At 68.0% G+C, this 25,413-nt stretch carries 18 protein-coding genes; 8 read left to right on the top strand and 10 right to left on the bottom strand.

What is annotated here, in order from left to right:
• Positions 1–5: 5 nt before the first annotated feature.
• Together guaB and ACFXHA_RS06340 are read left to right on the top strand one after the other, a co-directional pair.
• Entirely contained in the window at positions 6–1,553 is a 1,548-nt protein-coding gene (gene guaB / locus ACFXHA_RS06345; protein WP_379353622.1) for an IMP dehydrogenase, read from the top strand.
• Between the two features lie 79 nt (positions 1,554–1,632).
• Positions 1,633–2,766, top strand: coding sequence for a GuaB3 family IMP dehydrogenase-related protein (locus tag ACFXHA_RS06340; protein WP_379353620.1), 1,134 nt, complete (start codon positions 1,633–1,635; stop codon positions 2,764–2,766).
• A gap of 74 nt (positions 2,767–2,840) precedes the next feature.
• Here ACFXHA_RS06340 and ACFXHA_RS06335 read toward each other — a convergent pair whose 3' ends face one another.
• Entirely contained in the window at positions 2,841–3,665 is an 825-nt protein-coding gene (locus ACFXHA_RS06335) for an alpha/beta fold hydrolase (protein WP_379353618.1), read from the bottom strand.
• Positions 3,666–4,005: 340 nt separating this feature from the next.
• Between ACFXHA_RS06335 and guaA the strand changes: the two genes are divergently transcribed.
• Positions 4,006–5,565 (top strand): glutamine-hydrolyzing GMP synthase, encoded by a 1,560-nt coding sequence (guaA, locus tag ACFXHA_RS06330; RefSeq protein ID WP_379353616.1) that lies wholly within the window; start codon positions 4,006–4,008, stop codon positions 5,563–5,565.
• A gap of 128 nt (positions 5,566–5,693) precedes the next feature.
• Here the strand turns inward: guaA and ACFXHA_RS06325 are convergent, their stop codons facing one another.
• The 3 genes from ACFXHA_RS06325 to ACFXHA_RS06315 all read right to left on the bottom strand — a co-directional run bounded on the left by ACFXHA_RS06325 (position 5,694) and on the right by ACFXHA_RS06315 (position 11,463).
• On the bottom strand, positions 5,694–5,900 hold the full coding sequence (locus ACFXHA_RS06325) for a hypothetical protein (protein ID WP_379353614.1): 207 nt from the start codon (positions 5,898–5,900) through the stop codon (positions 5,694–5,696).
• Positions 5,893–7,578 carry a PspC domain-containing protein gene (locus ACFXHA_RS06320; protein ID WP_379353612.1) on the bottom strand — a complete coding sequence of 562 codons (1,686 nt, stop codon included), beginning with the start codon at positions 7,576–7,578 and terminating at the stop codon, positions 5,893–5,895. The genes ACFXHA_RS06325 and ACFXHA_RS06320 overlap by 8 nt, the downstream gene beginning before the upstream one ends.
• 72 nt (positions 7,579–7,650) lie before the next feature.
• On the bottom strand, positions 7,651–11,463 hold the full coding sequence (locus tag ACFXHA_RS06315) for an NACHT and WD repeat domain-containing protein (protein WP_379353610.1): 3,813 nt from the start codon (positions 11,461–11,463) through the stop codon (positions 7,651–7,653).
• A gap of 411 nt (positions 11,464–11,874) precedes the next feature.
• Between ACFXHA_RS06315 and ACFXHA_RS06310 the strand changes: the two genes are divergently transcribed.
• Positions 11,875–12,261, top strand: a complete 387-nt coding sequence (locus ACFXHA_RS06310; RefSeq protein WP_379353608.1) for a RidA family protein — start codon at positions 11,875–11,877, stop codon at positions 12,259–12,261.
• 9 nt (positions 12,262–12,270) lie between these two features.
• On the opposite strand, the gene ACFXHA_RS06305 is transcribed toward ACFXHA_RS06310, so the two are convergent.
• The 3 genes from ACFXHA_RS06305 to ACFXHA_RS06295 all read right to left on the bottom strand — a co-directional run bounded on the left by ACFXHA_RS06305 (position 12,271) and on the right by ACFXHA_RS06295 (position 17,267).
• The gene (locus ACFXHA_RS06305) at positions 12,271–12,690 is read right to left on the bottom strand and encodes a nitroreductase/quinone reductase family protein (RefSeq protein WP_379353606.1); all 420 of its coding nucleotides are present in this window, start codon (positions 12,688–12,690) and stop codon (positions 12,271–12,273) included.
• 66 nt (positions 12,691–12,756) lie between these two features.
• The gene (locus ACFXHA_RS06300) at positions 12,757–16,686 is read right to left on the bottom strand and encodes an NACHT and WD repeat domain-containing protein (RefSeq protein ID WP_379353604.1); all 3,930 of its coding nucleotides are present in this window, start codon (positions 16,684–16,686) and stop codon (positions 12,757–12,759) included.
• Positions 16,687–16,883: 197 nt separating this feature from the next.
• Positions 16,884–17,267, bottom strand: a complete 384-nt coding sequence (locus ACFXHA_RS06295; protein WP_379353602.1) for a VOC family protein — start codon at positions 17,265–17,267, stop codon at positions 16,884–16,886.
• A gap of 148 nt (positions 17,268–17,415) precedes the next feature.
• Here ACFXHA_RS06295 and ACFXHA_RS06290 point away from each other — a divergent pair, with 148 nt between their 5' ends.
• The gene (locus ACFXHA_RS06290) at positions 17,416–17,871 is read left to right on the top strand and encodes a DoxX family protein (RefSeq protein ID WP_379353600.1); all 456 of its coding nucleotides are present in this window, start codon (positions 17,416–17,418) and stop codon (positions 17,869–17,871) included.
• On the opposite strand, the gene ACFXHA_RS06285 is transcribed toward ACFXHA_RS06290, so the two are convergent.
• A complete protein-coding gene (locus ACFXHA_RS06285) occupies positions 17,861–18,517 on the bottom strand; it encodes an MspA family porin (RefSeq protein ID WP_379353599.1) in 657 nt (218 codons plus the stop codon). The genes ACFXHA_RS06290 and ACFXHA_RS06285 overlap by 11 nt on opposite strands.
• A gap of 342 nt (positions 18,518–18,859) precedes the next feature.
• Here ACFXHA_RS06285 and ACFXHA_RS06280 point away from each other — a divergent pair, with 342 nt between their 5' ends.
• From ACFXHA_RS06280 to ACFXHA_RS06270, 3 genes are all read left to right on the top strand, one after another.
• The gene (locus tag ACFXHA_RS06280) at positions 18,860–21,328 is read left to right on the top strand and encodes an NB-ARC domain-containing protein (RefSeq protein WP_379353597.1); all 2,469 of its coding nucleotides are present in this window, start codon (positions 18,860–18,862) and stop codon (positions 21,326–21,328) included.
• An 80-nt stretch (positions 21,329–21,408) separates the two neighbouring features.
• Positions 21,409–22,713: a PspC domain-containing protein gene (locus tag ACFXHA_RS06275; RefSeq protein ID WP_379353595.1), complete on the top strand. Its 1,305-nt coding sequence runs from the start codon at positions 21,409–21,411 to the stop codon at positions 22,711–22,713.
• A complete protein-coding gene (locus ACFXHA_RS06270) occupies positions 22,714–23,355 on the top strand; it encodes a response regulator (protein ID WP_379353593.1) in 642 nt (213 codons plus the stop codon).
• Here the strand turns inward: ACFXHA_RS06270 and ACFXHA_RS06265 are convergent.
• Complete coding sequence (locus ACFXHA_RS06265) at positions 23,352–24,506, bottom strand: serine/threonine-protein kinase (protein WP_379353591.1); 1,155 nt, start codon at positions 24,504–24,506, stop codon at positions 23,352–23,354. The two genes, ACFXHA_RS06270 and ACFXHA_RS06265, sit on opposite strands and share 4 nt — an antisense overlap.
• A gap of 130 nt (positions 24,507–24,636) precedes the next feature.
• A complete protein-coding gene (locus ACFXHA_RS06260; RefSeq protein WP_379353589.1) occupies positions 24,637–25,230 on the bottom strand; it encodes a hypothetical protein in 594 nt (197 codons plus the stop codon).
• Positions 25,231–25,413 lie beyond the last annotated feature (183 nt).

Genomic DNA, 25,413 nt, shown 5'->3' with positions numbered 1-25,413 from the left:
TCCGAATGAGCAGTCCCGTGACGGGCGAACGCAGTGATTTTGGCCGCCCTCGTACGGGCGGCGACGATCCCGACAAGATCGCCATGCTCGGCCTCACCTTCGATGATGTGCTGTTGCTGCCGGCGGCCTCGGATCTGATTCCGAGCTCTGTCGACACCTCCAGCAAGCTGACGCGCGACATCTCGCTGCGCACCCCGCTGGTGAGTTCCGCGATGGACACCGTGACCGAGGCGCGCATGGCCATCGCCATGGCGCGCGCGGGCGGAATGGGTGTGCTGCACCGCAATCTGTCGGTGGAGGCGCAGGCCGCGCAGGCCGAGACGGTGAAGCGGTCCGAGGCGGGCATGGTGACCGATCCGGTCACCTGTCGCCCCGACGACACGCTCGCCGAGGTCGACGCCATGTGTGCGCGCTTCCGCATTTCCGGTCTGCCGGTGGTGGATGCCCGCGGGATTCTGATCGGCATCATCACCAACCGTGATATGCGCTTCGAGGTGGATCAGGACCGCAAGGTCGAAGAGGTGATGACCCCGGCGCCGCTGATCACCGCGCAGGAGGGTGTCACCGCCGAGGCCGCGCTGGGGCTGCTGCGCCGCCACAAGATCGAGAAGCTGCCGATCGTGGACGGGTCCGGCAAGCTGCGCGGGCTGATCACGGTCAAGGACTTCGTCAAGACCGAGCAGTACCCGAACGCCACCAAGGACCGCGACGGGCGACTGCTCGTCGGCGCGGCCGTCGGTGTCGGCGAGGACGCGTGGTCGCGTGCCATGACGCTGGCCGAGGTCGGCGTGGACGTGCTCATCGTGGACACCGCGCACGGGCATCAGTCGGGCGTGCTGCAGATGGTCGCCAAGGTCAAGGCCGAGGTCGGTGACCGGGTGCAGATCATCGGCGGCAATGTCGCCACCCGCGCGGGTGCGCTGGCACTGGTCGAGGCGGGCGTGGACGCGGTGAAGGTGGGTGTGGGCCCCGGCTCCATCTGCACCACCCGCGTGGTCGCCGGTGTCGGCGCGCCGCAGATCACCGCGATTCTGGAGGCCGTCGCGGCGTGCAAGCCGCACGGTGTGCCGGTCATCGCCGACGGTGGCGTGCAGTACTCGGGTGATATCGCCAAGGCCATCGCGGCCGGTGCGTCGACCGTGATGCTGGGTTCGCTGCTGGCCGGTACCGCCGAGTCGCCGGGCGATCTGATCCTGGTGGGCGGCAAGCAGTTCAAGAGCTACCGCGGCATGGGTTCGCTGGGTGCCATGCAGGGGCGTGGCGAGGCCAAGTCCTACTCCAAGGACCGCTACTTCCAGGACGACGTGCTGTCGGAGAAGAAGCTGGTGCCCGAGGGCATCGAAGGTCGGGTGCCGTTCCGTGGCCCGCTGGACCAGGTCATCCACCAGCTGGTGGGCGGTCTGCGGGCGGCCATGGGTTACACCGGCGCGCAGACCATTCCGGATCTGCAGGCGGCCCAGTTCGTGCAGATCACGGCGGCGGGTCTGAAGGAGTCGCACCCGCACGACATCACCATGACCGTCGAGGCTCCCAACTACACCACTCGTTCGTAGCCGGCCGAAACCGGTTCGCGCATGGCCGCGGACCGGTTTTGTCATGTCCGGCAATCGAACTCGAAAGGACTGAAACACGATGCGCGATATGGTCGAGATCGGCATGGGCCGTACGGCTCGGCGTACCTACGAGCTGGACGATATCGACATCGTGCCCTCGCGGCGGACCCGTTCGTCCAAGCAGGTGTCGCTGGCGTGGCAGCTGGACGCGTACCGCTTCGAGATCCCCTTCCTGGCGCATCCGACCGACGCCTTGGTGTCGCCGGCGTTCGCCATCGAGCTGGGCAAGGCCGGCGGGCTGGGCGTCATCAACGGTGAGGGCCTGTGGGCCCGGCACGCCGATGTGGACGCCAAGATCCAGCAGCTGACCGATGTCGCCGAGAAGGAGGGCACCGAGGCGGCGGTGCAGCTGCTGCAGGAGCTGCATGCCGCGCCGATGCAGCCGGATCTGCTGGCAGCCGCGGTCGCGCAGGTGCGTGCGGCCGGTGTCACCACGGCGGTGCGGGTGAGCCCGCAGAACGCGCGGGCGCTGACCCCGGCGCTGGTGCAGGCGGGCATCGACCTGTTGGTCGTGCACGGCACCATCATCTCCGCCGAGCACGTGGGCGACGGAGAACCGTTGAACCTCAAGACCTTCATCGCCGAGCTGGATGTGCCGGTGGTCGCGGGCGGCGTGTCCGATCACCGCACCGCGCTGCACCTGATGCGGACCGGCGCGGCCGGCGTCATCGTCGGCTACGGCTCCATGCAGGGCGCCACCACCACCAACGAGGTGCTCGGCATCGGGGTGCCGATGGCCACCGCCATCGCCGACGCCGCCGCGGCGCGCCGGGATTACCTGGACGAGACCGGCGGCCGCTACGTGCACGTCATCGCCGACGGCGAGACTCTGACCTCCGGTCACGTCGCCAAGGCCATCGCCTGCGGCGCGGACGCGGTGATGCTGGGCGTGCCGCTGGCCATGGCGCAGGAGACCCCCGGCAACGGCTGGTACTGGCCGTCGGCCGCCGCGCACCCGTCGGTGCCGCGCGGCGCGGTCCTGCCGTACGCCATCCAGGAGGAGCGCGTCCCGCTGGACCAGCTCCTCAACGGCCCCTCCAACGACCCGTTCGGTTCGCTGAACCTCGTTGGCGGCCTGCGCCGTTCGATGGCCAAGAGCGGCTACTGCGACCTCAAGGAATTCCAGAAGGTCGGTTTGAACGTTCGCGGCTGAGCGAACAACCTCTGACCACGCGCCCTTGCACATTCACCCGAATGTGCAAGGACGCGAGTCGTTTTGGAGGGTGTTCAGCGGCTGCCGGGGCGGGCGCTGAAGTTCTGCAGCGGCGGGACTGCCAAGTCGCGGAGGAACTCCCGGATGGCGGAGTTGACCGCTACCGGGTGGGTCATGTTCACCGTTTGGCGGGCGCCCTCGATTTCCACGTAGCGGGCATCCGGGAGGCGGTCGGCCAACTCGCGGGCGTGGGAGCGGGGGACGCCGGAGCGGGTGGGGTGGATGACCAAAGTGGGGCAGGTGATTTCGGCTAGTCGGTCGAGGATGGAGTCGCGGGTGAGGAGGGCGCCGGCGGCCACCTCGGTGGCGTTGGGGTCGCGGGCCAGCCAGCGTTTCACCCAGACGGCGCGGTACCAGTCGTCCTCGCCGATGAGCCAGCGGGCCAGGTATTCGGCCAGCGCCGGACGGGGGCCGTCTTCGTACCATTTGTCCAGAAACCTACGGGCATTGGTGAGTTCGGCGGGGGTCGGCTCGTGCGCCTCACTGCTGAGCAGCACGAGAGCGGCGACCCGGTCGGGGGCCAGCAGCGCGGTGCGCAGGGCGATGAAGCCGCCCTGCGAAATCCCGCCCACCACGGCGCGTTCCACGCCGAGCTGATCCAGTACGGTCAGCGCGTCCCGGGCGGAGGTCCAGTACGTGAACGGCAGCCCCTCGTCATGGGTTCTGCCGTGCCCGCGGGCATCCCAGGTCACCATCCGGAACTCCGGTGTCAGCGCCGCCTGCTGCGACGCGAACATCGTTCGGTCCATGAGGAATTCGTGCCCCAGCAACACAACCGGACCTTCGCCCCCGCTGTCCTCGTAGTGGATCTCGGCATCGATCGCACGGGCGAATGGCACGAAGTAGAGAATAGCGAGCGGGGGCGACAAACTTCCGGGCTTTCCTGCCCACTGGCACAGTCGGTGTCGCTCGGCCCGAATCCGGGGTGTCGCTCGGCCCGATTCGCCGGGCCGGAATCCCCGCCGCCGGAGGTCGGAAGTCCCTATCCGGGAACCGGGTGCCGCGAATACCGTCCCGTTGCCACCACTTCCGGGCCGGGCAGTACATCGCTTCCGAGGCCGCGGCGCATCCCCGGCCCGGAGTGATGGTCCAACCGCAGGTCACGCGGTCTGCGCAGCTTTGTGTGATCGGGGGTTGCCCGGGGGCGATGTGTCCTGTATCGCTCCGTAGACTGTGCGGGTGGCAGATACCCAGCGACCAGTCCTTGTCGTCGACTTCGGCGCGCAGTACGCGCAGTTGATCGCGCGCCGGGTGCGCGAGGCGAGTGTGTATTCCGAAGTGGTTCCGCACACGATCACCGTCGAGGAGATCGCGGAGAAGAACCCCTTGGCGGTGATTCTCTCCGGCGGGCCGAGCAGTGTGTACGCCGACGGCGCGCCGCAACTCGATGCCCGGCTGTTCGATCTGGAGCTGCCGGTCTTCGGTATCTGCTACGGATTCCAGGCCATGGCGCAGGCGCTCGGCGGGACGGTGTCGCACACCGGGACTCGCGAGTACGGGCGTACCGAACTGAGCGTGGACGGCGGCATCCTGCACGGCGGGCTGCCGACCCGGCAGCCGGTGTGGATGAGCCACGGTGACGCCGTCACCGACGCCCCCGCCGGGTTCGAGGTGACCGCGACCTCCGCGGGCGCACCGGTCGCCGCGTTCGAGGATCGGGCGCGCAAGCTCGCCGGTGTGCAGTACCACCCCGAGGTGCTGCACTCGCCGCACGGCCAGCAGGTTTTGAGCCGGTTCCTGCACGAGATCGCCGGGATTCCGGGCGCGTGGACGGCCTCCAATATCGCCGAGGCGCTGATCAAGCAGGTCCGCGAGCAGGTCGGGGAAGGGCACGCCATCTGCGGCCTGTCCGGCGGCGTGGACTCCGCGGTCGCGGCTGCGCTCGTGCAGCGGGCCATCGGCGATCGCCTGACCTGTGTGTTCGTCGATCACGGTCTGCTGCGTGCGGGCGAGCGCGAACAGGTGCAGCGGGATTTCGTCGCCGCGACCGGGGCCAAGCTGGTCACCGTCGACGCGGTCGACAAGTTCCTGGGTGAGCTGAAGGGCGTCACCGATCCGGAGGAGAAGCGCAAGATCATCGGCCGGGAGTTCATCCGGTCGTTCGAGGACGCGGTCTCCGAGGTGGTCGGCGAGCAGGGCGAGACCAAGGTCGAGTTCCTGGTGCAGGGCACGCTCTACCCGGACGTCGTCGAGTCCGGCGGCGGTGCCGGTACCGCGAACATCAAGTCGCACCACAATGTCGGTGGCCTGCCGGACGATCTGGAGTTCGCGCTCGTCGAGCCGCTGCGCCTGCTGTTCAAGGACGAGGTGCGCGCGGTCGGCCGCGAGCTGGGGCTGCCCGAGGAAATCGTTGCGCGCCAGCCGTTCCCGGGTCCGGGTCTGGCCATCCGCATCATCGGCGAAGTGACCTTCGACCGGCTGGAGCTGCTGCGGCAGGCGGATGCCATTGCGCGCGAGGAGCTTACGGCCGCCGGTCTGGACAAGTCGATCTGGCAGTGCCCGGTGGTGTTGCTGGCCGATGTCCGCAGCGTCGGCGTGCAGGGCGATGGCCGCACCTATGGTCACCCGATCGTGCTGCGCCCGGTCTCGTCCGAGGACGCCATGACGGCCGACTGGACGCGACTGCCGTACGAGGTGCTCGAGCGCATCTCCACCCGCATCACCAATGAGGTGGCGGAGGTCAACCGCGTGGTGCTCGATGTGACGAGCAAGCCGCCGGGGACCATCGAATGGGAGTGAGTTAGCTCCCCCCGTACGCGAAGGGCCCCGCACCTGAAAAGGTGCGGGGCCCTTCGGCCTTCGTGGGAGGGCAGCTCCCGGAAGGGGTGCGCTGTCCCGGCGAGGGTGGGACAGCGCGGTCGGCGTGACTAGTCGCGATTCTTTCTCGGGGTGAGAACCAGGACTACGCCGACGACTATGGCCGCGATCACCACGATCCAGCCCAGCGACAGGCCGCCGGAGACGGGCCAGGAGCCGGGGCCGACGAACGCCCAGATGCTCACTCCCAGGCCGAGCACTCCGGCCAGCAGGAGTCCGAACGACGGTCGGCGCTTCTTGTTCTTGTTCTCAGCCATGGTTCACCTCCACATTTCCCATCTGCACATCGACGGTCAGGTTCAGGACGGGGCCCGTCGGCGGGCCGGAGATTCCGGTGGGGCAGCTCGAGTCGCCCATGCGGACATTGCATTTCGTGTTCACGCGCACGTTCGGCGGCAGGATCACGCGGGCATCGCCCATGCGCACCTTCAGTGCGACGGTGTGGTCCTCGGTGAGTTGCAGCTTGCTCAGGTCGAGGGTGCCCGAGCCCATCGAGACGTGATACTCCGGCAACAGCTCGGAAGCCGTTGTGGCGGACCACTTGTGGTCGCCCATCGCGCCCTGGTCGAACTGGATCGGGCCGATCAGCGAGGCCAGGATGACGAAGCCGGCCAGCGGGGCGAGCAACACCATGAGGCCGTACCCGCGGCGCAGGAACGCGCCGACGATGAGGCCGAGCGCGATCACCGCGAGCGCGGCCGCGCCGATGCGGCTCGGTGTCATCCAATCCACGCCGGAGGCGGCCACCGAACCCGCTGCGGCAGCGGCGAGTATGGCCAGGCCGATGGTGACGGCGGTGAGCCGGGAGTGGGGGCGGCGCTCCGGTGCCACGACGGCGGTCTGCCGGGGCGGCGTGCCGGGCTCGGGCAGGTCCCACGCCAGCGGCGCTACGCCGAGCGGGTCCCAGCCGGGCGGGGTGGGGCCGAAGTCGGGGGAGATCGGGGCCGGGCCGTAGCCGGTGCGCGGACGGTCGCCGGTGGACGGGATGCGGTGCAGGGCAGGGGGTTCGCCGGAACCGGTGGCCGTGGGCGCTGGCGGGGTGTCGCCGTCGGTGTCGGGCACGTCGGCCGGTGTGGTGGCGTCGGGGGATCCGGACTTGGCGAGATCGACCGGGGTCGAAGGAGTCTCGGTGCTCTGCGGCTCCTGCGTGGAGCTGCTCAGGATTACGGTGTCGGCGACGGCGGACGCGGGGGCGTAGCGGGTGTCGAGCACCTCGGTCACCTGCTCGGCGTCGCCGGTCGTGCCCTGCGACATGCTCTGTCCGGCATCGGATTGCGACATGCTCTGGGCGGCAACCGGTTCCGAGGCGGCCTGCTTCGGATCGGGCTCGTAGTGGTCGGGCATGGTGGTGTAGGGCCCGTAGGTTTCGAAAGTGACGGCATTGGTGCCGGGGTAGCCGGTCCAGTACGGGTTGGTGGTGCCCGGGTAGCCGGTGTTGAGCAGGTTGTCCGCGCTCGCCTGCTCGAAATAGGCGGCGGGCGGCTGGGGTTGGCGCTGATACAGCAGCCACCAGCCGACCAGCATGAGGAAGAAGCCGATCACGCCGGAGCCGCCGAGGCCGACACCGACGGGCCCCATCGTGCTCACCGCGATCCCCAACGCCACCATGAGCACGATGGTCTTGGACGACGAATGCGAGGACTGTCCGCGCCCGAAGAGCGATTCGGCGGCGGACGACTGATCACCGGCCTGATTGAGCAGCAGCCACGCGGCCAGGTAGAGCACGATGCCCGCCCCGCCGAACAGCGCCGACACCACGAACGCCACCCGCACCAGCACGGGGTCCACGTTGAAGCGGCGGCCGAACCCGACGGCCACACCCGCGATCGGCCCGTTCTTCGGGAACCGCATCGGCCGGGTCTGCCACAGATCGTGAAGCTGATCGGAGAAGCCGGTACGTCCGGCGCTCTTGGACCAGTCGCTCGTTCTCGTCATGGTCTCCATCGTGGCGTCCGATGCTGCTCAGCCGCATCGGGGATCACCCTGAATGGGCACCTGACTTCGGGATCAGTGACAGGGCGGGCGGTAGGGGAGCTGGGGGAGATAGCGGTGCCACAAGTCCTCTGTCCACAGGCCGCCGGTGATCGCGCAGATGCGGTCTGCCGCATGCTGTTCGTCCAGGTCCCAGAGGTGCAGGGTGCCGTCGGTGGAGCTGGAGGCGAGGTGTCGTTCGTCGGGAGCGAGCGAGGCGCTCCAACTGTATGCGATGGATTGGGTGAGCTCGAGGGTGCGTTTGGGGTGTGCGCGGTCGGTGATGTCCCACCGTTGCAGGACGCCGTCGACGCCGACCATGAACAGGTTGCGGGTGTCGGAGGTCAGTCCGGTGGGCGCGATCGGGACGGTGTGGGCAGTGGTCGGTCCGCCGAGCCGGACCGGGCGCGTCGGTGTGCTGATGTCCCAGAGTTGGATGCGTTCGTTGCTGGTGTCGATCATCGTCCGGCGATCGTCGCTGAGCCCGATCGTGTCGATCACGGACGAGGGGCGGCGCAGGACTTCCGAGAGTCGCTGTGGCGCTGCCGGATCGGTGATGTCCCAGAGATCGATGACGAGTTGCCGGGCGCCTTCCTTGCCGTCCAGACGGTAGAGAAACATCGTGGAGTCGCGCGGTCCGAAGAGCGGCGAACCGCTGGAGAGTGGGTACCGCGCACCGACCGGTTGCGGCCGGGTTGGGTCCGAGAGATCCCACAGTTGGAAGCTGTCGTCGCGGGCGGTGGCCATCAGCCGATGATCGAGGGTGACGGCCTGGACACCGTTCGATTCCGGCGCCGGGGGCGTCCAGTCGCCTTGCAGGCGGGGGTGTGCGGGATCGGAGATGTCCACCGTCCGGACTCGTCCGGTCGGCGCATCGAAGACCAGCAGCGTGTTGCCGTCCGTTGACAGGCGCACGACGATGGAGTCCGCTTCCGCGCGATATTCGCCGATCCGCGTGGGCAGTTCGGGGTTTCGGACATCCCAGAGTGTGATTCGGCCGGCGCTCCCCACGGTGGCCAGGCGGGAGCCGTTCGCGGCATACATGGGCACCATGCCAAGGCCGCTGTGCTGGGGCAGCACGCCCGTCGGCAGCGACCAGATCTGGATATCGCCGCTGTACCCGCCCGCTGCCAGCTCGCGTCCATCGGGTGCGAAGGCGAGTGTGTCGGGTCCGCCCATACATCGTGAAGACGCCTCACCGAAATGGCATACGGCGGGACTCATGGGCAGGGCGTCGATCAATCGCGCCGGGGTTGTCGGATCGGTGACGTTCCAGATCGACGACCCGCGATTGCCCGAGACTGCGAGGGCATCGCCACGGGGCGAGAAGTCCAGGGCACGCAGCAGTGTGCTCCCGGTATCGATCGAGGCGGTCTGGTGCGGATGCGCCGCATCCCGCACATCCCACAGGGCCACACCGGGATTGCTCCCGTCGGACTTCTCCGTCGCCCGACTGGTGCCGACCGCCAGCATCGTGCTGTCGGGGCTGAAGGCGAGGGCGAGCAGCAGCTCGGCGGGACCACCGACGACGGGGGCTGTCAGTGCCGGGGTCGCCGGATTCCGGACGTCCCACAGCTGAACCGCGGCGGTTGTGGTGTGGTCGTCGGTAGCGGTGAGGGCGAGCAGATGGCCGTCGGGACTTAACCGGAGATTCCCGGGAAGGCCGCCGGACGCGGCCAGCGGTCTGGTTGCCGCCAGGACCGGAGTCTGGGAAGCGCCGACGTTCCACAGCATGAGATGTGCCCGGGTCACCACGGCCAGCGTGTGCCCATCGGCTGCGAAAGTGATTCGGAGCGGACCGGAGTCGGGCAGATCCGGCAACGTGGCGAGCGATCTGGGTGCCGCCGGGATGGTGAGGTCCCACAGTGTGACCGTGCGGGGCGAGCCCTCCGCTGAGGTGGCGGTGGCCATGAGGTTTCCGGAGCCGAGAGCCACATCGTCGACGCCGTCGAGTTGGTTGCCGAGCGGTCGGGGATGGCGGGCGTCGGCCGTATCCCACAGTCGCAGACCACGATCGGACGCCAGGCTCGCCAGCACGGACCCGCCCGGTTGATAGCCGAGTCGAAGAAGTACCTGGGGATGCGCGGGCGTGACGGTCACCAGGGGGTCGATCTGGGTTTGCAGCAGCCGGGCCCGGACGTCGGCGTCACCGGGCCGCATGCGCCAGGCGATCAGGTTCAACTGCGCGGCCAGTGATGAATCGGTTTGGTGCACGCGGTCGGCCTGCGCGAGTAGAGCGGCGAAATCCCGGTCGTCGCGGCGCTGATCGGCCAGGTCGTTCTGGACGTACAAGCCGATGGCCAGGGCGACCATGCCGAGGGCGAGGAAGGCAGAGTTGATTCGGGTGTTGCGGGAGCGGCGGCGGGATTTGCGGCGGGCGGTGGCTGCGGCGGTGAGGAATTCGTGGGCCAGTGGGCCGACGGGTGGGGGGTTGGCGTGGTCGGCGGCTTGGCGGAGTCGGGTGCCTCGGTAGAGGAGGGAGGAATCTCGTTCGTGGGCGGCCCATTCGGCGGCGTCGGTTTCGAGGCGTTGGCGGACCAGGTAGCCGACGCGGTCCTCGTCGATCCAGGAGCGCAGGCGGGGCCAGGCGGTGAGGACGATTTCGTGGGTGAGGTTCACCGCGTCGGATTCGAGGGTGATCAGGCGGGTGCGGGAGAGCAGTTCCAGTGCGGTGGTGGCGGCTTCGGGGTCGGCGGTGGCGGCCAGCAGGTCGGAGCGGATGCCGGGGCGGCGGGTGTCGCGGCTGTCGCGGCCGACGGCGACCAGGCCCAGCAGGATGCCTCGGGCCGCGTCCTGCTGGGCGGAAGTCAGTTCGTTCCAGGCGTATTCGGCGGTTTCGGCGACCGAGCCGACCACGCCGCCCGCCTTGCGGTAGCCGGTGACGGTGAGGCGGCGGCCCTCCCGGTGCTGCCAGGTGGCGGCCATGACGTGTGACAGCAGCGGGAGTGCGCCGGGATCGTAGCTGCGGCGATCGGGATGTTCGGCCGTGCCGCACAACTCGGTGATGACGAGCTCTTCGAGGCCGGGCTCGAGCTCCAGGCCGACCTTGCGGGCGGGGCCCGAAATGGCTTGTGCCAGTTCGTCGGTGCGCATCGGGCCGAGGAGGTAACTGCGCTGCTCCAGGGCTTCCTGGAGGATGAGATGGTTGAGGCAGTGGGCGTAGAAGTCGGCGCGGACAGCCAGCACCACCGCCACCGGATCGTCGTTGCGCGTGGCGGCGGTGTGCAGGGCGGTGAGGAATTCCTCGCGTTCGCGTTCGCTCTCGCAGGTGGTGAACAGCTCTTCGAACTGATCGATGATCACCAGTCGGCGTACGGACTTCGGGCGTGGGGCCAGGGCCGTGGGCAACTCTTCTGGGTCGTCGAGAGCGGTCCGCAGCGCGGTGCTGGGATGGGCGCCGGGCGTGGCGGTGGTGACTTCCCAATCACGCAGTGCGGGCGTCAATCCCGCCGAGAGCAGTGAGGATTTGCCCGCACCGGACGTTCCGACGACCATCACGATCCCGGTCGCCGTGCCGACCAGCTCGGTGAGTTCTTCGGTAGCGCGGGCGCGACCGAAGAACAGCTCACGATCCTCCCGCCGGTAGGCGCCGAGTCCCAGATACGGGCAGGCGGCCTCGGTATCCTCATCGGGATCCCAGGTGGTGGCCGCATGCCAGAGTCGTTGCCACTCTTTGGCTTCCGCCAGCTGCCTGGTCAGCGGATGATTCGCCTTCCGCGCCAGCTCCACGAGCGTGAGCACCACCGGCAACAGCGATTCGAACCGCGCCGGCACATTCCGCCCCGCCTTCCAGTCACTGATCCGCTGCGCCGAAGCCCCACCCGGCCGCCCACCCTGCGCCGCCCGCATCCGCGTCTCCGCAGCACTCGCGACCCGCCGTAATGTCGGATTTCCCGCCGCCTCATACAGTTCCGTGAATCGTCCGGCGAAAAGCGCTCGCGGCGAGCTGATCTGACCTTGTTCCCCGACCCCACTCACCACGGACAGCCCACTTCGCCTTCGATCCCCGCCTGCACGACATCAACTTAACCGAGCGGGAACTCACCGGCTCGATCGTTGCGAAGCTCGTTCACGCCACCTGCGGCGCGCCCATCGGTGGTGATTGGCTGCATGATGACCTGAGCGACTTGTCGACGTCGTTCTCCCCGCTCGCAGTCAATCACCGCACCACGCCAATGGTGTCCACATCAACCGGCTCGTCAGACTTTCGTCACCACCGCAGCCGGTCGAGACGTTTGTGCTCGCCTAGCCTGATGAAGCATGGAAATGATTGCGCACGATGCTGATTCGGTGCCGGTGGCGGTTGGTGGGTATACCAACGGGCTGGAGGTGATCGGGGCGCGGCGGCTGCTGTTCGTGAGCGGTCAGATACCGGAGGGGCGGGATGGGGAGGTGCCGGACGACGCGGCGGGACAGTGTCGGCTGATCTGGAGGAATATCGTCGAGACACTGGCGCATGCCGGGTTGACCGTCGCGAACATCGTCAAGGTGACCACGTATTTGAGCGATCGTTCACTCGCGGCGATCAATACGGCGGTCCGCACCGAGGTCCTCGACGGCCACCAGCCCGCGCTGACGGTCGTGCTGGCCGGGATCTTCAACCCGCGATGGCTGCTCGAGATCGAGGTTATCGCGGCGGAAGGGTAGCGGTTCGGGTCAGGTATCCCGCGACTGGCGGTAGACCGCGACCACGGGGATTTTGCGGGTGGTCTTGGCGCGGTACTCGGTGAAGACCGGCATGATCTCGATCATGCGCTCGTAGAGGGTATAGGCCTCCGCGCCGGCGAGGAATTCGGCTTTGCCCGTGTAGGTTTCGGTGCCGAGCTCGATGGTGATCTCCGGGTTGGCGCGGAGGTTGTGGTACCAGGCGGGGTGTTTGTCCGCGCCGCCATTGGAGGCGATGATGACGATGCGGTCGGTGTCGGGGACGTAGACCAGCGGGTTGGTCACGGCGCGACCGGATTTCGCGCCGGTGGTGGTGATCAGCACCATGTTGGTGCGGCCCTCGAACGGCCCACCCACCTTGCCACCGTTGGCCCGAAACTCCTCGATCACCGATTCGTTGAATGCGTTCATCTCACCCGTCCCTGTTGTTGTTGCCGTTGCGGGTAACCGGGTGGGGTGCGGGGAAATTCCGGCGGACTACCGATGGGGGCAGGGTGGGTTGTAGGGGAGTTGGGGGAGGTAGCGATGCCAGAGGTCTTCGGTCCACATCGCGCCGGTGATCGCGCAGACGCGGTCGGTGGCGTGCCGGTAGTCGAGGTCCCATAGGCGGATCGCGCCGCTGGATCCGGTGCCGATCACGAAGTCGCCCGCCGGAGTGAAGACCACATTCCAGAGCTTGTCGCCGGAGTCGGTCAGGGGGCCGCCGATCGGTTGCGGGTGGGCTCGATCCGAGAAGTCCCACACCTGGATCGATCCGCTGTTGCCGGAACTCACCATGAGACGGCTGTCGGAGGTGAAGGCCACTGCGGAGACCGACTGGGTGTGCAGGGGTATCGGATTATCGAGCTGGACCGGTCGCATCGGGTCGCGAATGTCCCAGAGCCGTACCTTCTCGTGCTCGAGTCGGACCATCGTGTGCTGATCAGGTGTGAAGGTCACATAGGTCTCGATTTCGTCCCCGGTGAGATGCACAAGCGTATTCAGCTCACGGGGATGGGCGAGGTCGCTCACATCCCATCGGCTTACCGTGAGGTCGTTGGTGAGGCCATGCGAGATCTGCTTCTGGGCGAACAGTGTGGTGTTGTCGGCGCCGAAGGTGACATCGAGGTCGGTCGCCTTGTCGAACGTGATCGGGGTGCCGGTGGCGGCCGGGTGCGTCCGATCGGACAGGTCCCACAACTGGAGCTTGTCGTCGCTGCCGACGGTGGCCATCCGTCGCCAATCATGGCTGATTCGAATCGATTTCAGGCGGGCAGGCAACTGCCAGTCGGCCGCCGGGTGGATATGGGCGGGGTCGGACAGGTCCAGCAGCGCGACGCTCATCGTGAAGGCCCCCGACTCGACGAGCATGGTGTTGCCGTCGGGCGACAGTTCGGTGCCGTAGACGTCGGGTGGCAGCCGATACCCGCCCAGCTGAGCCGGCTGCCGCCGATTCGAGTTGTCCCACAACGTGATTCGGCCGTCTGCGGATTCTGTTGTCATCCGGGCGCCGGAGCTGTCGAAGCGGGGCGTGAACACGGTCCCGGCGTGCCCGGTGATGATGGTGGGCGGTAGCGACCAGGTTTGAATTTCACCGGCCTTGCCCCCGGCCAACAAGGTCCGCCCGTCGCCGCTGAAGGCGAAGGTGGACGGCCCGCCCGAGCAGGGAAACGTCTCGTTGGACGGGTACTTGCAGATGGTCGTGCTGGTCGATAGATCGTCGCTGATCAGGGCGGGCGAGACGGGTTCGGTCACATTCCAGAGTGCGATGCCTCCGGACCCCGACAATGCCAGCGTGTGACCGTCGGGACCGAAAGCGAGCCCTCTGATCTGCTGCGGATCACCGTGAGTATCGGTGGCCACGACGGCCCCGGTCGTACGTGGCTTCCGCGGATCCTGGGTATCCCACAGTTGCACAGTGGCTTTGGGGTCGGTGGTCCCGTTGAAGGCGCCGAAGCTGTCGCCGATCAGACCTATCGCCAGCATCTTGCTGTCCGGGCTGAACGCCAGGTCCGCGATGGAACTGGGAGCGGCGTCGAGCCGGTCGGCCAGCAGTGTCGGCGTCGTGGTGTCGTCGACACCGAGCAGGAAGACGGTCGATTTCGTCGTTGGATCGTCACCGGATTTGCGGGTGACCGCGAGTACCCGTCCGTCCGGGCTCACCCGCAACATAGGAGAGGGCAGACCTTGCGGCACTGTCGGGTACAACGCGAAGGGTGCACCGGCGACGGGAGCCGCAGGGTTGGTCAGGTCCCAGAGCGTCACGGCGGTCATGGAGGTAGTGGCCAGCGTGCGGCCGCTACCCGCGAAGGCTACGGAAAGGAAGTCCTGCGGGATACCCCGAACGGGTGGTGGGGTGGGCAGCGCCACGAGTTGGTGTGGAACGGCAGGATCGGCGACATCCCAGATCCGGATGCCCGTGGTCGCCGTGGTGGCCATCAGGGTGCCGTCGGGGCTGAACGCGACCTGCCAGACAGCGTCGATCGGAACGCCCAGCTGCACAGGATGGTACGGATTGTCGACGTCCCAGAGCCGCAGCTGGCTGTTCCAGTCGGTCGAAGCCAGGACGCCACCCTTCCGGCCGGTCATACTCCGGATGCCGACCTCATGCCCCGGAGTGCTCGCCATCAAGGACATGTTCTGGGTGCGCAGCAATCGGGTGCGCACCTCCGCATCATTCGGGGCCAGCTGCCCGGCAACCAGATACAGCTGTGCCGCCAGCGACGGGTCCACCCGGCGTAGCCGGTCGGCCTCGTCCAGCACCGCCGCCAGTGTTTTCTCGTCGCGCTGTTCACGGGCCAGACGGGTTTGGGTGTAGGCGGTGAAACCGGAGACGAGCACCACGATGGCGAGCATCGCGAGGATCGCCTTGGTGCGGACCGATCGGCGACGGCTTCGGGTGTGGGCCTTCGCCGAGGTATCGAGAAATTCCTGTGCGAGTGGCCCGACCGGGGGCGGGGCGACATTGTCGAGGGCATTGCGCAAGAGGGTGCCGCGATAGAGAAGTGATGAATCGCGGTCGTGGGCAGCCCATTCGGCGGCGTCGGTTTCGAGGCGTTGGCGGACGAGGTAGCCGACGCGGTCTTCGTCGATCCAGGTGCGGAGGCGCGGCCAGGCGGTGAGAACGATTTCGTGGGTGAGGGTGACGGCGTCGGCGTCGAGGGTGATGAGGCGGGTGCGGGAGAGGAGTTCCAGTGCCGCGGTGGCGTCTTCGAGGTCGGCGGCGCGGGCGAGGAGGTCGGGGCGGAGGCCGGGGCGGCGGGTGTCGCGGGCGTCGCGGCTGACCGAGACGAGGGCGAGGAGGATGGCGCGGGCCGCGTCCTGCTGGCCGAGAGTCAGTTCGTTCCAGGCGTATTCGGCGGTTTCGGCGACCGAGCCGACGACGCCGCCGACCTTGCGGTAGCCGGTGGTGGTGAGGCGGCGGCCGTCGCGGTGCTGCCAGGTGGCGGCCATGACGTGGGAGAGCAGGGGGAGGGCGCCGGGGTCGTAGGTGCGGTGGCCTTGATGGTCGGCGGCACCGCAGAGTTCGGTGATGACGAGTTCTTCGAGGCCCGGTTCGAGTTCCAGGCCGACCGTGCGGGCCGGACCCGAGATCGCCTGTGCCAGTTCGTCCTGGCCCATGGGGCCGAGCGGGTAGCTGCGGTGTTCGAGGGTGTCGCGCAGCACCGGATGGTGCAGGCAGTGCGAATAGAAGTCGGCGCGCAGGGCGAGGACTACCTTGATCGGATCGTCCGCGCGGGTGGCGCATTCGTGCAGGACGGTCAGGAAATCGGTCCGCACCACGTCGTCGGTGCAGGTGGTGAACACTTCCTCGAACTGATCTACGACCAGCAGGCGGCGGGTGCCGCCGGTGCGGGGGGCCAGGGCTGCGTGCGCCCGCGTCATGGCAGGTGTTCCGGATTCCGCTGCGGGACTGCCGAATACCGTCAGCAGGGTGGTCAGTGGGTCGGCTCCGGGAGTGGCGGTGGTGACCTCCCACTCGGCCAGTGCGGGGATCAGGCCCGCGGACAGCAGTGAGGATTTGCCCGCGCCCGACGCGCCCGTGACGACAACCAATCCGGTCGAGTCGCGGACCAGATCGACGAGTTCGGTGGTGGCGGCGGTGCGTCCGAAGAACAGTTGCCGGTCTTCGCGGCGATACGGGCTCAGTCCGGGGTACGGGCAGGCCGCCTCGGTATCCTCGTCCGGATCCCACGAGGTGGCGGCTTGCCAGAGGCGTTGCCACTCTTTGGGTTCGGCCAATTGCCGGGTGAGCGGATTACCCGCCTTACGGGCCAGTTCCACCAGTGTGAGCACCACAGGCAAGAGCGATTCGAACCGTGCGGGCACATTCCGCCCGGCCTTCCAATCGCTGATGCGCTGCGCAGACGCCCCACCCGGCCGGGCGCCCTGCGCCGCCCGCATCCGGGTCTCGGCAGCCGTTGCCACGCGCCGCAGCGTCGGATTCCCCGCTGCCTCATAGAGTTCCGTAAATCGTCGAGCGAAAAGTGCTCGTGGAGAACGAATCTCCCCATTGTCAGTACTTTCGCTCACCAAAGCCGTTCCGGTTCCCGCTCACTCCCACCCGATGAGCCCAAGATTACCGACCGGGCGGCCTTCTCCCAACCCGGTCGGCACGTGGTTGTTCAGGCGGAGGCGGCGATCTTCCAGAGGTGGCCGTCGGGGTCGGCGAGGTAGGCGAAGTAGCCGCCCCAGCCGGCGGAGGCGGCGGGCTTGACGATGGCACCGCCCGCGTCGAGGGCGGTGGTGATGACTTCGTCGACTTCTTCGGGGGTGGCGACGATGTGGTGGAAGGAGACGCCGCGGAAGCCGGTGCCTTCGGGGGAGACGCCCGCGTCCTTGGCGGCGTGGGCGGTGGGGTAGATGCCGAGGGCGGAGCCGCCGTCGAGGTCGAAGGACGCGAAGTTGGGGAAGTCCTGGGCGAGTTTCGCGCCGAGGGCGACGTAGAACTTCTTGGAACGCTCCATGTCCTCGACCGCCAGCATGATGGTGGTGACCTGCAGTGCCATTGTCTTCTCGTTTCTGCCGTTGTTTTCGGGTTCGCTGACTCGACCGGCGGCACGGAGGAAATGTGACCGGGTGTGGCGGGGGTCACAGATGCACTGTTTCGAATGGCTTGTGCTGTCACATATCCCGGCTCCCACTGGTCGAGGAACCATGACCACGATTACGAGCCCCTCGATCCAGACCCGTCCCGCCACCCGTGCGCAGGCCCGCACCATCGCCTACTGGGCGTGCACCCTGCTGCTGGTATTCGTGCTGAGCGGCGGCGCCTACGGCGAACTCACCCGGCAATACGGAACGCTGGAGACCCACACCATCCTCGGCTTCCCCACCTACCTGCTACCACTGCTCGCGACCTGGAAACTGCTCGGCAGCGCCGCGATCCTGGTCCCCGGCTTCCCCCGGCTGAAGGAATGGGCTTACGCCGGAATGTTTTTCAACATGACCGGCGCCTTCATTTCCCACCTCATCGAGAAGGACTACGGCTCCGCCGGAATGCACCTCACCGTGACCGCCGGTGTCACCGGCCTGGTCCTAGCCTCCTGGGCACTGCGCCCCGAGAGCCGCACCCTGCCCAGGCAGGGTGCGGCTCAGCGGATTACAGCGTGATCGGGTCGCCTACGACGTAATCGGCTGCGTCCGCTCCCGGGGAGGTTCCCTCGATGATGGTGTAGGACTGGACGGTCAGGGGGCCGCCGCAGCCGTCCACCTTCAGCTGGTAGTCATTGCTGACGATGTAGCCGGCGTCGCCTACCGGCAGCTGCTTTCCGTCGCCGTCGATCTTGACATCGATGATCTTGCCGGGCGTGATGTTGAGGTTGAAGCCGATGGTGCCGCCGATGGTCGGGATGATGTTCACGCTCGCGGTGGGTGTCACCATCTCCAGTCCGGCCGAGACGCCGAGGTCGGCGCTCACGTTCACGCCCGCGGTACCGGCGATGTTGAACTTCACGTCCAGATCCACGGCGCAGGCGGCGAAGTATCCGGTGCGGATCTTGGCGGTGCCGCCGGTGACCTTGCCGTAGGACGTGTTGCTCAGGTACACCTCCCGGCTGGTCGGCATCCCGTTCAAGGGCGGGACCACGTGGAAGGAGGCGTCCTGATTGCCGACCGTGACCGACAAACCGTTCGGTGCGACGGTCGTCTTCTCGTGCGGCGCAAGCCCCCCGTCCGCATGGGCGATGCCTCCGGTCGCTACTCCTCCGAGCAGACCCGCGGTAGTGATGGCACCGGCGATAGCGGTCTTGATGTTCATGGTGAGTCCTCCCCGACTCTCGATGCGAAGCTCGTTCGGCCCGCTGAGATGAAAGTTAGGGAAGGGGCGTACGGCTCGGCGAAAGCCTTTATCCGGGATGGTCGGAAAACCCCTGATCGCCGGTGCCGCAGCAGTTATCCGGTCCGGTCGTGGCGGAATCCGGGTGCGTCGGGCCGGCTGTCCGGTCCGGTCGGGGCGGCAGTGGAAGGCGGTGTACCGGAGCGACCGTCCGATTCCATTGCCGTGCAGGTCAACACGTCTTTTCCGTCCGGACCGGACAAACTGGCGGCTCGATGGGATCCTTTGTCCTACATCAGGATCAAGAGTCGAGGGCGGTGATCGATGGGCCCGGAGGCTCGGATCGGCGACGGTGTCGAGGACATCTCGCCGCGTGCCCTGTTCGCCAGGCGCTTCAGCGCGCTGTACGTCACGGCGGGCAATCCCACGCTGCGCAGCGTGGTGGACACCGCCAATGCCAGGATGCGGGCCGCGCGGTCGCCGGGAGATTCCGGCCGGTCGACCATTCAGCGGGTCAGCGACTGGCGCGTCGGGCGCAGCGTGCCCGCTCGATTCGAGTCTCTCGCACCGGTATTGCTGACCCTGATGGACATGGCGGTGCGTGCGGGCACGCCGCCTGCCGGGCTCGCGAGCCTGTCCGACTGGCGGACGCTGTGGCAGGACGCCGCCTCCTCGGCCGCCTCCTCGACGGCCGTGCCGCATCAATTGCCGCGTGCCATCACCGATTTCACCGGCCGGGAAGAGGTCGCCGATCGGCTCTCCGCACAACTGATCGCGGATTCGACCACCTCGGTCGCGGTCGGCGTGATCACCGGTATGGGGGGAATCGGCAAGACCACCCTCGCTGTTCGAATCGCGCATGGGATTCGGGATCGCTATCCCGACGGCCAGCTCTATGTCGACCTGCACGGTGCCGGGCAGACCCCGGCCGACCCGTTCGCCGTAATCGGTGACCTCCTCCGCGATCTCGGGGTCGGCGAGGGCGCGATACCGGCCACGTTGGAGGCGAGAGCCGCGTATCTGCGTGGCGCCCTGGACAACAGGCGAATCCTGCTCGTTCTCGACAATGCGGCGAGCGCGAGCCAGATCGCGCCGATGCTGCCGGGTTCGACCGGGTGCGCCGTTCTCATTACGAGCCGAATCACGTTGCCCGACATCGAGGGTGCGTCGGCCGTGCAACTCGGCGGTCTCACCGCGCACGAAGCGGCCACGCTGTTCGGCAAGATCGTCGGCAAGGAGCGGGCCGCCGCCGAGCCCGCCGCCGTCGAAGAGCTGGTGGGCCACTGCGGGTCGCTGCCCCTGGCGATCCGGATCGCGGCCGCGCGCCTGGCGCATCGAGCGAGCTGGACGATCGAGAGCATGGCCGTCCGGCTCGCCGACGAACAGCATCGGCTGTCCGCGCTCCGGGCCGGGGAGGTCAGCGTCGAAGCCGCCTTCCGGCTCAGCTACGACCAACTCGACCCGGAACACCGCTGGGCCTTCCAGCGGCTCGCCGCACCGGAATGCGACGATCTCTCGGTCGACGGCGCCGGGGCCATCCTCGGCAAGGCCCGCCACGACACCGAGGAAATCTGCGAAACGCTCGTGAATCTCGGTCTGCTCGAGAGCGTGTCACCGGGCCGATACCGCTATCACGACCTGGTCCGGCTCTTCGCGCTCCGGCAGTTGGGCGACGCCGCCGAAGTCGTGGGGTATCTGCTCGATTACTACCTGGCCACGATGAAAACCCTCCTCGTCGCCGTCAACCCCACCACCACATTGCCCGTCGAACTCGCCCCCACCCGGGGACCGGGCATGACCTTTGCCGATGTGACCACCGCCTACCTGTGGCTGTACGCGGAGCGGCGCAACCTGATCGCACTCGGCCGGCAGGCCGCGCGACTGGGCGGGCGCACCGTCGACCTGATGGCCGACATCGCGCTGGCGGCAGCCGAATCGGGGGAGGGAGCACACGCCCCCGACCTCACCGCGGCGCTGACAGCCGTGCTCGGCACGGCGATTCGGGCCGGTAACCTCCCCGCGCAGCAGCGGCTGCGGATCGCGGTCGGTTCCGGTCTGGCGATGACGCTGATGGGATATCGGCTCAGCCGCGACCATCTCGGGCGCGCGATCTCCGAAGGGCCACCGCTCGCACCGCGGCTGGCGGGATCGGCAGCCATCGCGCACCTGAGTATCTGCTGGATGGACGACGCCGGAACCGATGTCGCGCAGCAGTATCGCGAATGCCTGCGGTACGCCGACGCGACCGGGGATTCGATACTCGAAGTCGCCGCCCACTATCTGGCCGGGTACGGATTTCTGTTCCTCGGTGAGGCCGAGAACGCCCATGCGGCCGCCTGCCGGGCGAGCAGCACAGCGCAGCGAACCGGCATCTTTCCGCTCTACGCCGGTGCCCAGACCTTGCTCGGCAGCACCGTATTCGATACCGGGCGGGGCAGTCGTGCCGACGCGGTGAGCCTGTGCGCGAAGGGAGTTCAGCTCGCCCTGCGGTCGGGCTCGCGCACCCTCGAAGGGTGGACGCTGATGATGCTGAGCCGCGCCCGGCTGCTGGCCGGGGATTACCCCGCCGCCGAAGCCACGGCCAGGGAGGCGATCATCGCCGCCGAGTGGGCCGGTCGCGGAGTGGAGGCGCGATCCCTGCTGATGCTGGCGTCCGCTCTGCGGGCGTCCGGCCAGGTCCACGAGGCGCATTTCGCCTTTCAGCAAGCCGGGGAGGTCATCGAACAAAACGACATCCCGCTGATCCCTTGGGAGCGGCTCCTGCTGTCCGGAGACCGAACACCGGCTCGATGACCTGAGCGCCCGTCACCTCAGGGGCGGGATCGGGGTGTTTCCTGATGTCGGGTGTCGGGCGATCGTGCCAGTATCGAGGCATGTATCCGGCCGCGCCCCTGTACGACCCTGCCCGCGGGGCGGTCACCTCCGTGACCCAGCCCAAGCTGGTGCGGCGCAGCGGCGGGCGGATCGTGGGCGGGGTGGCGGGCGGGATCGCCGATCATCTCGGGGTCGATGTCTTCAAGGTGCGGGTGGTCTTCGTACTGCTGTCCGCGCTGGCCGGGGCCGGGATCGTGGCCTACGGCATGCTGTGGATCTTCACGCCCGGCGGGGCCGACGCGACACCGCCGACGGCTTCGGAACGGCGGCAGGGCATCGGGCTGGCACTGCTGGGGATGGCCCTGTCGGTCGCGACGGCCTGGGTGTTCAGTGGGACGGCCGCGCACGTGGTGGGGCCGATCATCGTGGTCGCCATCGGCGCGGCGCTGGTGTGGCGCGAATTCGACGCGGACGGGCCGAGATCCGTGCTCGGGCTGCCGACCAGACCCTCGGTGGTGACGTGGGCGCGCATTGTCGGCGGGGCCACCCTCATCGTGGTGGGCCTGGGTGTGGTGGTGCTGGGGCGGATCAATCTCAGCTCGCTCGGGTCGGCCCTGCTGGCGGTGGCCGTCACCCTGGTCGGGGCCGGACTGCTGACCGTGCCGCTGTGGCTGCGCATGATGCGGGCGCTGAATTCCGAACGCGCGGCGCGGATTCGCAATGACGAACGCGAGGAGATCGCCTCGCACCTGCACGATTCGGTGCTGCAGACGCTCGCGTTGATCCAGCGGCAGGCCGACGATCCGCAGGAAGTGGTGCGGCTGGCCCGCAGCCAGGAGCGCGAACTCCGCAAATGGCTGTTCGAGGACACCGGTCCGGCGCAGTCGAGTCTGGCCGCGGCACTGCGCACCATCGCGGGTGAGGTGGAGGACCAGCACGGGGTGAAGGTCACGCCGGTCACCGTCGGCGATGTGTCGATGGATGTCGACGACAGCGGAATCGGGCTGGGCAAGGAGCAATTCACCGCGGTGCTGGGGGCTTCGCGGGAGGCGCTGGTCAATGCCGCCAAGCATGCGGGCGTGCCGACCATCGACCTGTACGCCGAGGTGGAACCGCATCAGGTGAGCGTGTTCGTGCGCGACCGCGGCAAGGGATTCGACCCGGACGCGGTGGCCGAGGACCGCCAAGGCGTGTCCAAATCCATTCACGGGCGCATCGAACGCCGGGGCGGGCACGTGGAGTTGAAGTCCAAACCCGGCAACGGGACCGAGGTGCGAATCTTCATGCCGCGCAAGGATGGTGGTGACGAGCGGCTGGTCGTGCAGCAGGATGTGGGTGTGCCGGTGTCAGGTGAGGAGAACTAGGTGAGTGTCCGGGTCTTTCTGGTCGACGACCATGCCGTGTTCCGGTCCGGGGTGCGCGCGGAGCTGAGCCGCGAAACCGATATGGAGGTGGTCGGCGAGGCGGGCGGCGTAGGCGAGGCCATCGCCGGGATCAAGGCCACCACACCGGATGTGGTGCTGCTGGACGTGCACATGCCCGACGGCGGCGGGGTCGCGGTGCTGCAGGGCATCGATCCGGGACCGGTGTGCCTGGCGCTCAGCGTGTCCGACGCGGCCGAGGATGTGATCGCGGTGATCCGGGCGGGAGCGCGCGGATACGTCACCAAGACCATCTCGGGTCCCGAACTGGCCGACGGCATTCGACGGGTCTCCGGTGGGGACGCGGTGTTCTCGCCGCGCCTGGCCGGATTCGTGCTGGACTCCTTCACCGGCAAATCGCCGGTGCCCGAACCGCCGCTGGATCCGGAACTGGATTCGCTGACCCCGCGCGAACTGGAGGTGCTGCGGCTGCTGGCGCGCGGCTACACCTACCGCGAGATCGCCGAAACCCTGTTCATCTCGGTGAAAACGGTGGAGACGCACGCCTCGAACGTGCTGCGCAAAACCCAGCAGTCCAACCGGAACGCCTTGACCCGCTGGGCGCACCGCCGCCGAATCGACTAGAGCACAACCAGAATCACGATGATGATCAGCAGGCCGATGAGCAGGCCGATCGCCACCGCGAGCGGGCCCGCGTTCGGGCCCAGGGCGCTGATATCGAAGCCCTTCGACTTCGGTTGCGGGGCAGCCGGAGCCGCCGCCTGGACGCGCTGCGGGCGGGGCAGCGGGCTGGAGAGCGGGCTGCGCAGTCCGGCCGCCGAATTGCGGGCCGCCCACGCCGGAATGGTGCCGTCCTCGGTGCGGACCGGGGCCTTCAGGATGTAGGGCGCGGTGCCGGGACCGAAAGCGGCGGTGAGGATTTCATTGCGCGCCTCGGTCATGGTGGGGCGGCGCTGCGGGGCGGGCTCCATCATGTGCAGCAGCACGTCGGTGAGCGGGCCGCTGCGGGCGGGCGGAATCACCTGCGCCATGGCGGCGCGCTCCACGATGACATTGCTGTCCTCGTCGAAACCGTAGGGCGGCTGACCCTCGATGGCGGTGTACAGCGTTGCGCCGAGCGAGAATACGTCGCTGGCCGTGGTCGGCCGGGCGCCGCGCGCCACCTCCGGCGGCAGGTAGGCGGGGGTGCCGGTGATGACGTCGCCGATCTCCTCGGTGGCGTCGTTGGCGCCACTCGAGATGCCGAAGTCCGACAGCTTCACCATGCCGACCTCGTCGCCGCGATCGGCGACCAGGATATTGCCGGGCTTGATATCGCGGTGCACGATGCCCGCCGAATGTGCGGTGGCGAGCGCGTCGGCGACCTGCGCCCCGATCTGCGCCACCTCGATCGGCGAGAGTCGATCCACCAGCGCAAGGGCTTTCGCCACGCTGCGCGAGGGCAGGTACTCCATCACCAGCCAGGGTTCACCGGCCTCGAGCACCACGTCGTAGACGGCGATGGCGTGCTCGTGCGACAGCTTGGCCGCCACCCGGCCCTCGTGCATGATCCGGCTGCGCACCTCCTGCGCCTCTTGATCGCTGAGGCCCGCCGTGGTGAGCACCTGTTTGATGGCGACGTCCCGGTGCAACAGCCGGTCCGTCGCCAGCCATACGGCACCCATACCGCCGCCGCCGAGCTTCGACTGCAGACGGTAGCGGCCGGCCACCAGATAATCGGGGCCGACAATGGGACGGGCGCGTTCGGTCACGGGTGCAGGGTAGCGGAAAACCATCCTGACTGGCCTGGTTCGAAACCTGGGGTTTGCTGGCCCTCCCCACCCGGACCTGCACCCTTCCCCCAGACCCATACGGACACAGGGCGTTTCGCTTCGTGGCCGAGGCGCGGGGCGGGCGGCGATTTTCTCACGGTGCTACCGACGTTCCGGACGAAACGGCCGGAGGGATGTTTCGGCGGTGGGCGCGCAGGGCCGTCGACAGCCAGCGGAAGGCGGGGGTGGTCGGTCGGCCGGGGCCCTGGCTGTTGATCAGGCTCAGTAGGCGCCAGTATCGTTCGATCCCCGGCTCGGTGACGGCATCGAGCCATTCGATGAGCGAGATCAGTTCGGGGACGGGCAGATCCGAGGGCACGATCCGATCGAGAACGGCGCGGCCCTCCTCGCTCTGCGGCTCGATGCCGGCGGCCAGGGCGCGGCCCGCGTGCTCGAGGATCAGCGGCCGGACATTGAGGCCGAATTCGATCCGGTTGTCCGTCGCCCAGATCCGGACCGTCCGCCGCAGCACTCGTTCGAAGTCCTGGTCGGAGACCAGTTCCGCCAGTTCGAGCCAGGCGGTGAGCTGCTCGGCGGTGGGGGCGTCGGGGAGGGGTGTGGGCAGTTCGCGCATGAATTCGGCGAGGACGAGGGTGTCCTCGTCGGTGACGTCGGTGAAGACCCGGGTCACGAACTCGTCGATCAGCTTGCCGATCGTGGCGAGGTCGGGGTGTCGCTCGTCATGCATGGGTATCAACCTGCCTCCTCCACCCCCTGCGAGGTCAAGCCGTTTTCGGGCGAGGTGGGCCGACACTCCCCGCATGCCTCTTGACGCGTCTTGCGACTCGAGTTCTACTATCGAACATACTTTCGATTATGTCAGGTAGCTAGGGCTGTGCCGGCTGTGTGGTTCCGAGCGTTGGGTCCCGTC

The organism is Nocardia sp. NPDC059240, from assembly GCF_042753865.1.
In the GTDB taxonomy this organism is placed as follows: Bacteria; Actinomycetota; Actinomycetes; order Mycobacteriales; family Mycobacteriaceae; genus Nocardia.
This window is presented reverse-complemented; position numbering and strand designations above follow the sequence as displayed.

What these genes read in the sequence shown, in the direction of transcription:
- ACFXHA_RS06265 (WP_379353591.1), bottom strand. Translation starts at nt 24,506, where the DNA reads ATGGTTTTCCGCTACCCTGCACCCGTGACCGAACGCGCCCGTCCCATT.
- ACFXHA_RS06295 (WP_379353602.1), bottom strand. Translation starts at nt 17,267, where the DNA reads ATGGCACTGCAGGTCACCACCATCATGCTGGCGGTCGAGGACATGGAG.
- ACFXHA_RS06310 (WP_379353608.1), top strand. Translation starts at nt 11,875, where the DNA reads ATGGAAATGATTGCGCACGATGCTGATTCGGTGCCGGTGGCGGTTGGT.
- ACFXHA_RS06260 (WP_379353589.1), bottom strand. Translation starts at nt 25,230, where the DNA reads ATGCATGACGAGCGACACCCCGACCTCGCCACGATCGGCAAGCTGATC.
- ACFXHA_RS06285 (WP_379353599.1), bottom strand. Translation starts at nt 18,517, where the DNA reads ATGAACATCAAGACCGCTATCGCCGGTGCCATCACTACCGCGGGTCTG.
- ACFXHA_RS06290 (WP_379353600.1), top strand. Translation starts at nt 17,416, where the DNA reads ATGACCACGATTACGAGCCCCTCGATCCAGACCCGTCCCGCCACCCGT.
- ACFXHA_RS06275 (WP_379353595.1), top strand. Translation starts at nt 21,409, where the DNA reads ATGTATCCGGCCGCGCCCCTGTACGACCCTGCCCGCGGGGCGGTCACC.
- ACFXHA_RS06320 (WP_379353612.1), bottom strand. Translation starts at nt 7,578, where the DNA reads ATGACGAGAACGAGCGACTGGTCCAAGAGCGCCGGACGTACCGGCTTC.
- ACFXHA_RS06325 (WP_379353614.1), bottom strand. Translation starts at nt 5,900, where the DNA reads ATGGCTGAGAACAAGAACAAGAAGCGCCGACCGTCGTTCGGACTCCTG.
- ACFXHA_RS06315 (WP_379353610.1), bottom strand. Translation starts at nt 11,463, where the DNA reads ATGCGGGCGGCGCAGGGTGGGCGGCCGGGTGGGGCTTCGGCGCAGCGG.
- guaB (WP_379353622.1), top strand. Translation starts at nt 6, where the DNA reads ATGAGCAGTCCCGTGACGGGCGAACGCAGTGATTTTGGCCGCCCTCGT.
- ACFXHA_RS06305 (WP_379353606.1), bottom strand. Translation starts at nt 12,690, where the DNA reads ATGAACGCATTCAACGAATCGGTGATCGAGGAGTTTCGGGCCAACGGT.
- ACFXHA_RS06340 (WP_379353620.1), top strand. Translation starts at nt 1,633, where the DNA reads ATGCGCGATATGGTCGAGATCGGCATGGGCCGTACGGCTCGGCGTACC.
- ACFXHA_RS06280 (WP_379353597.1), top strand. Translation starts at nt 18,860, where the DNA reads ATGGGCCCGGAGGCTCGGATCGGCGACGGTGTCGAGGACATCTCGCCG.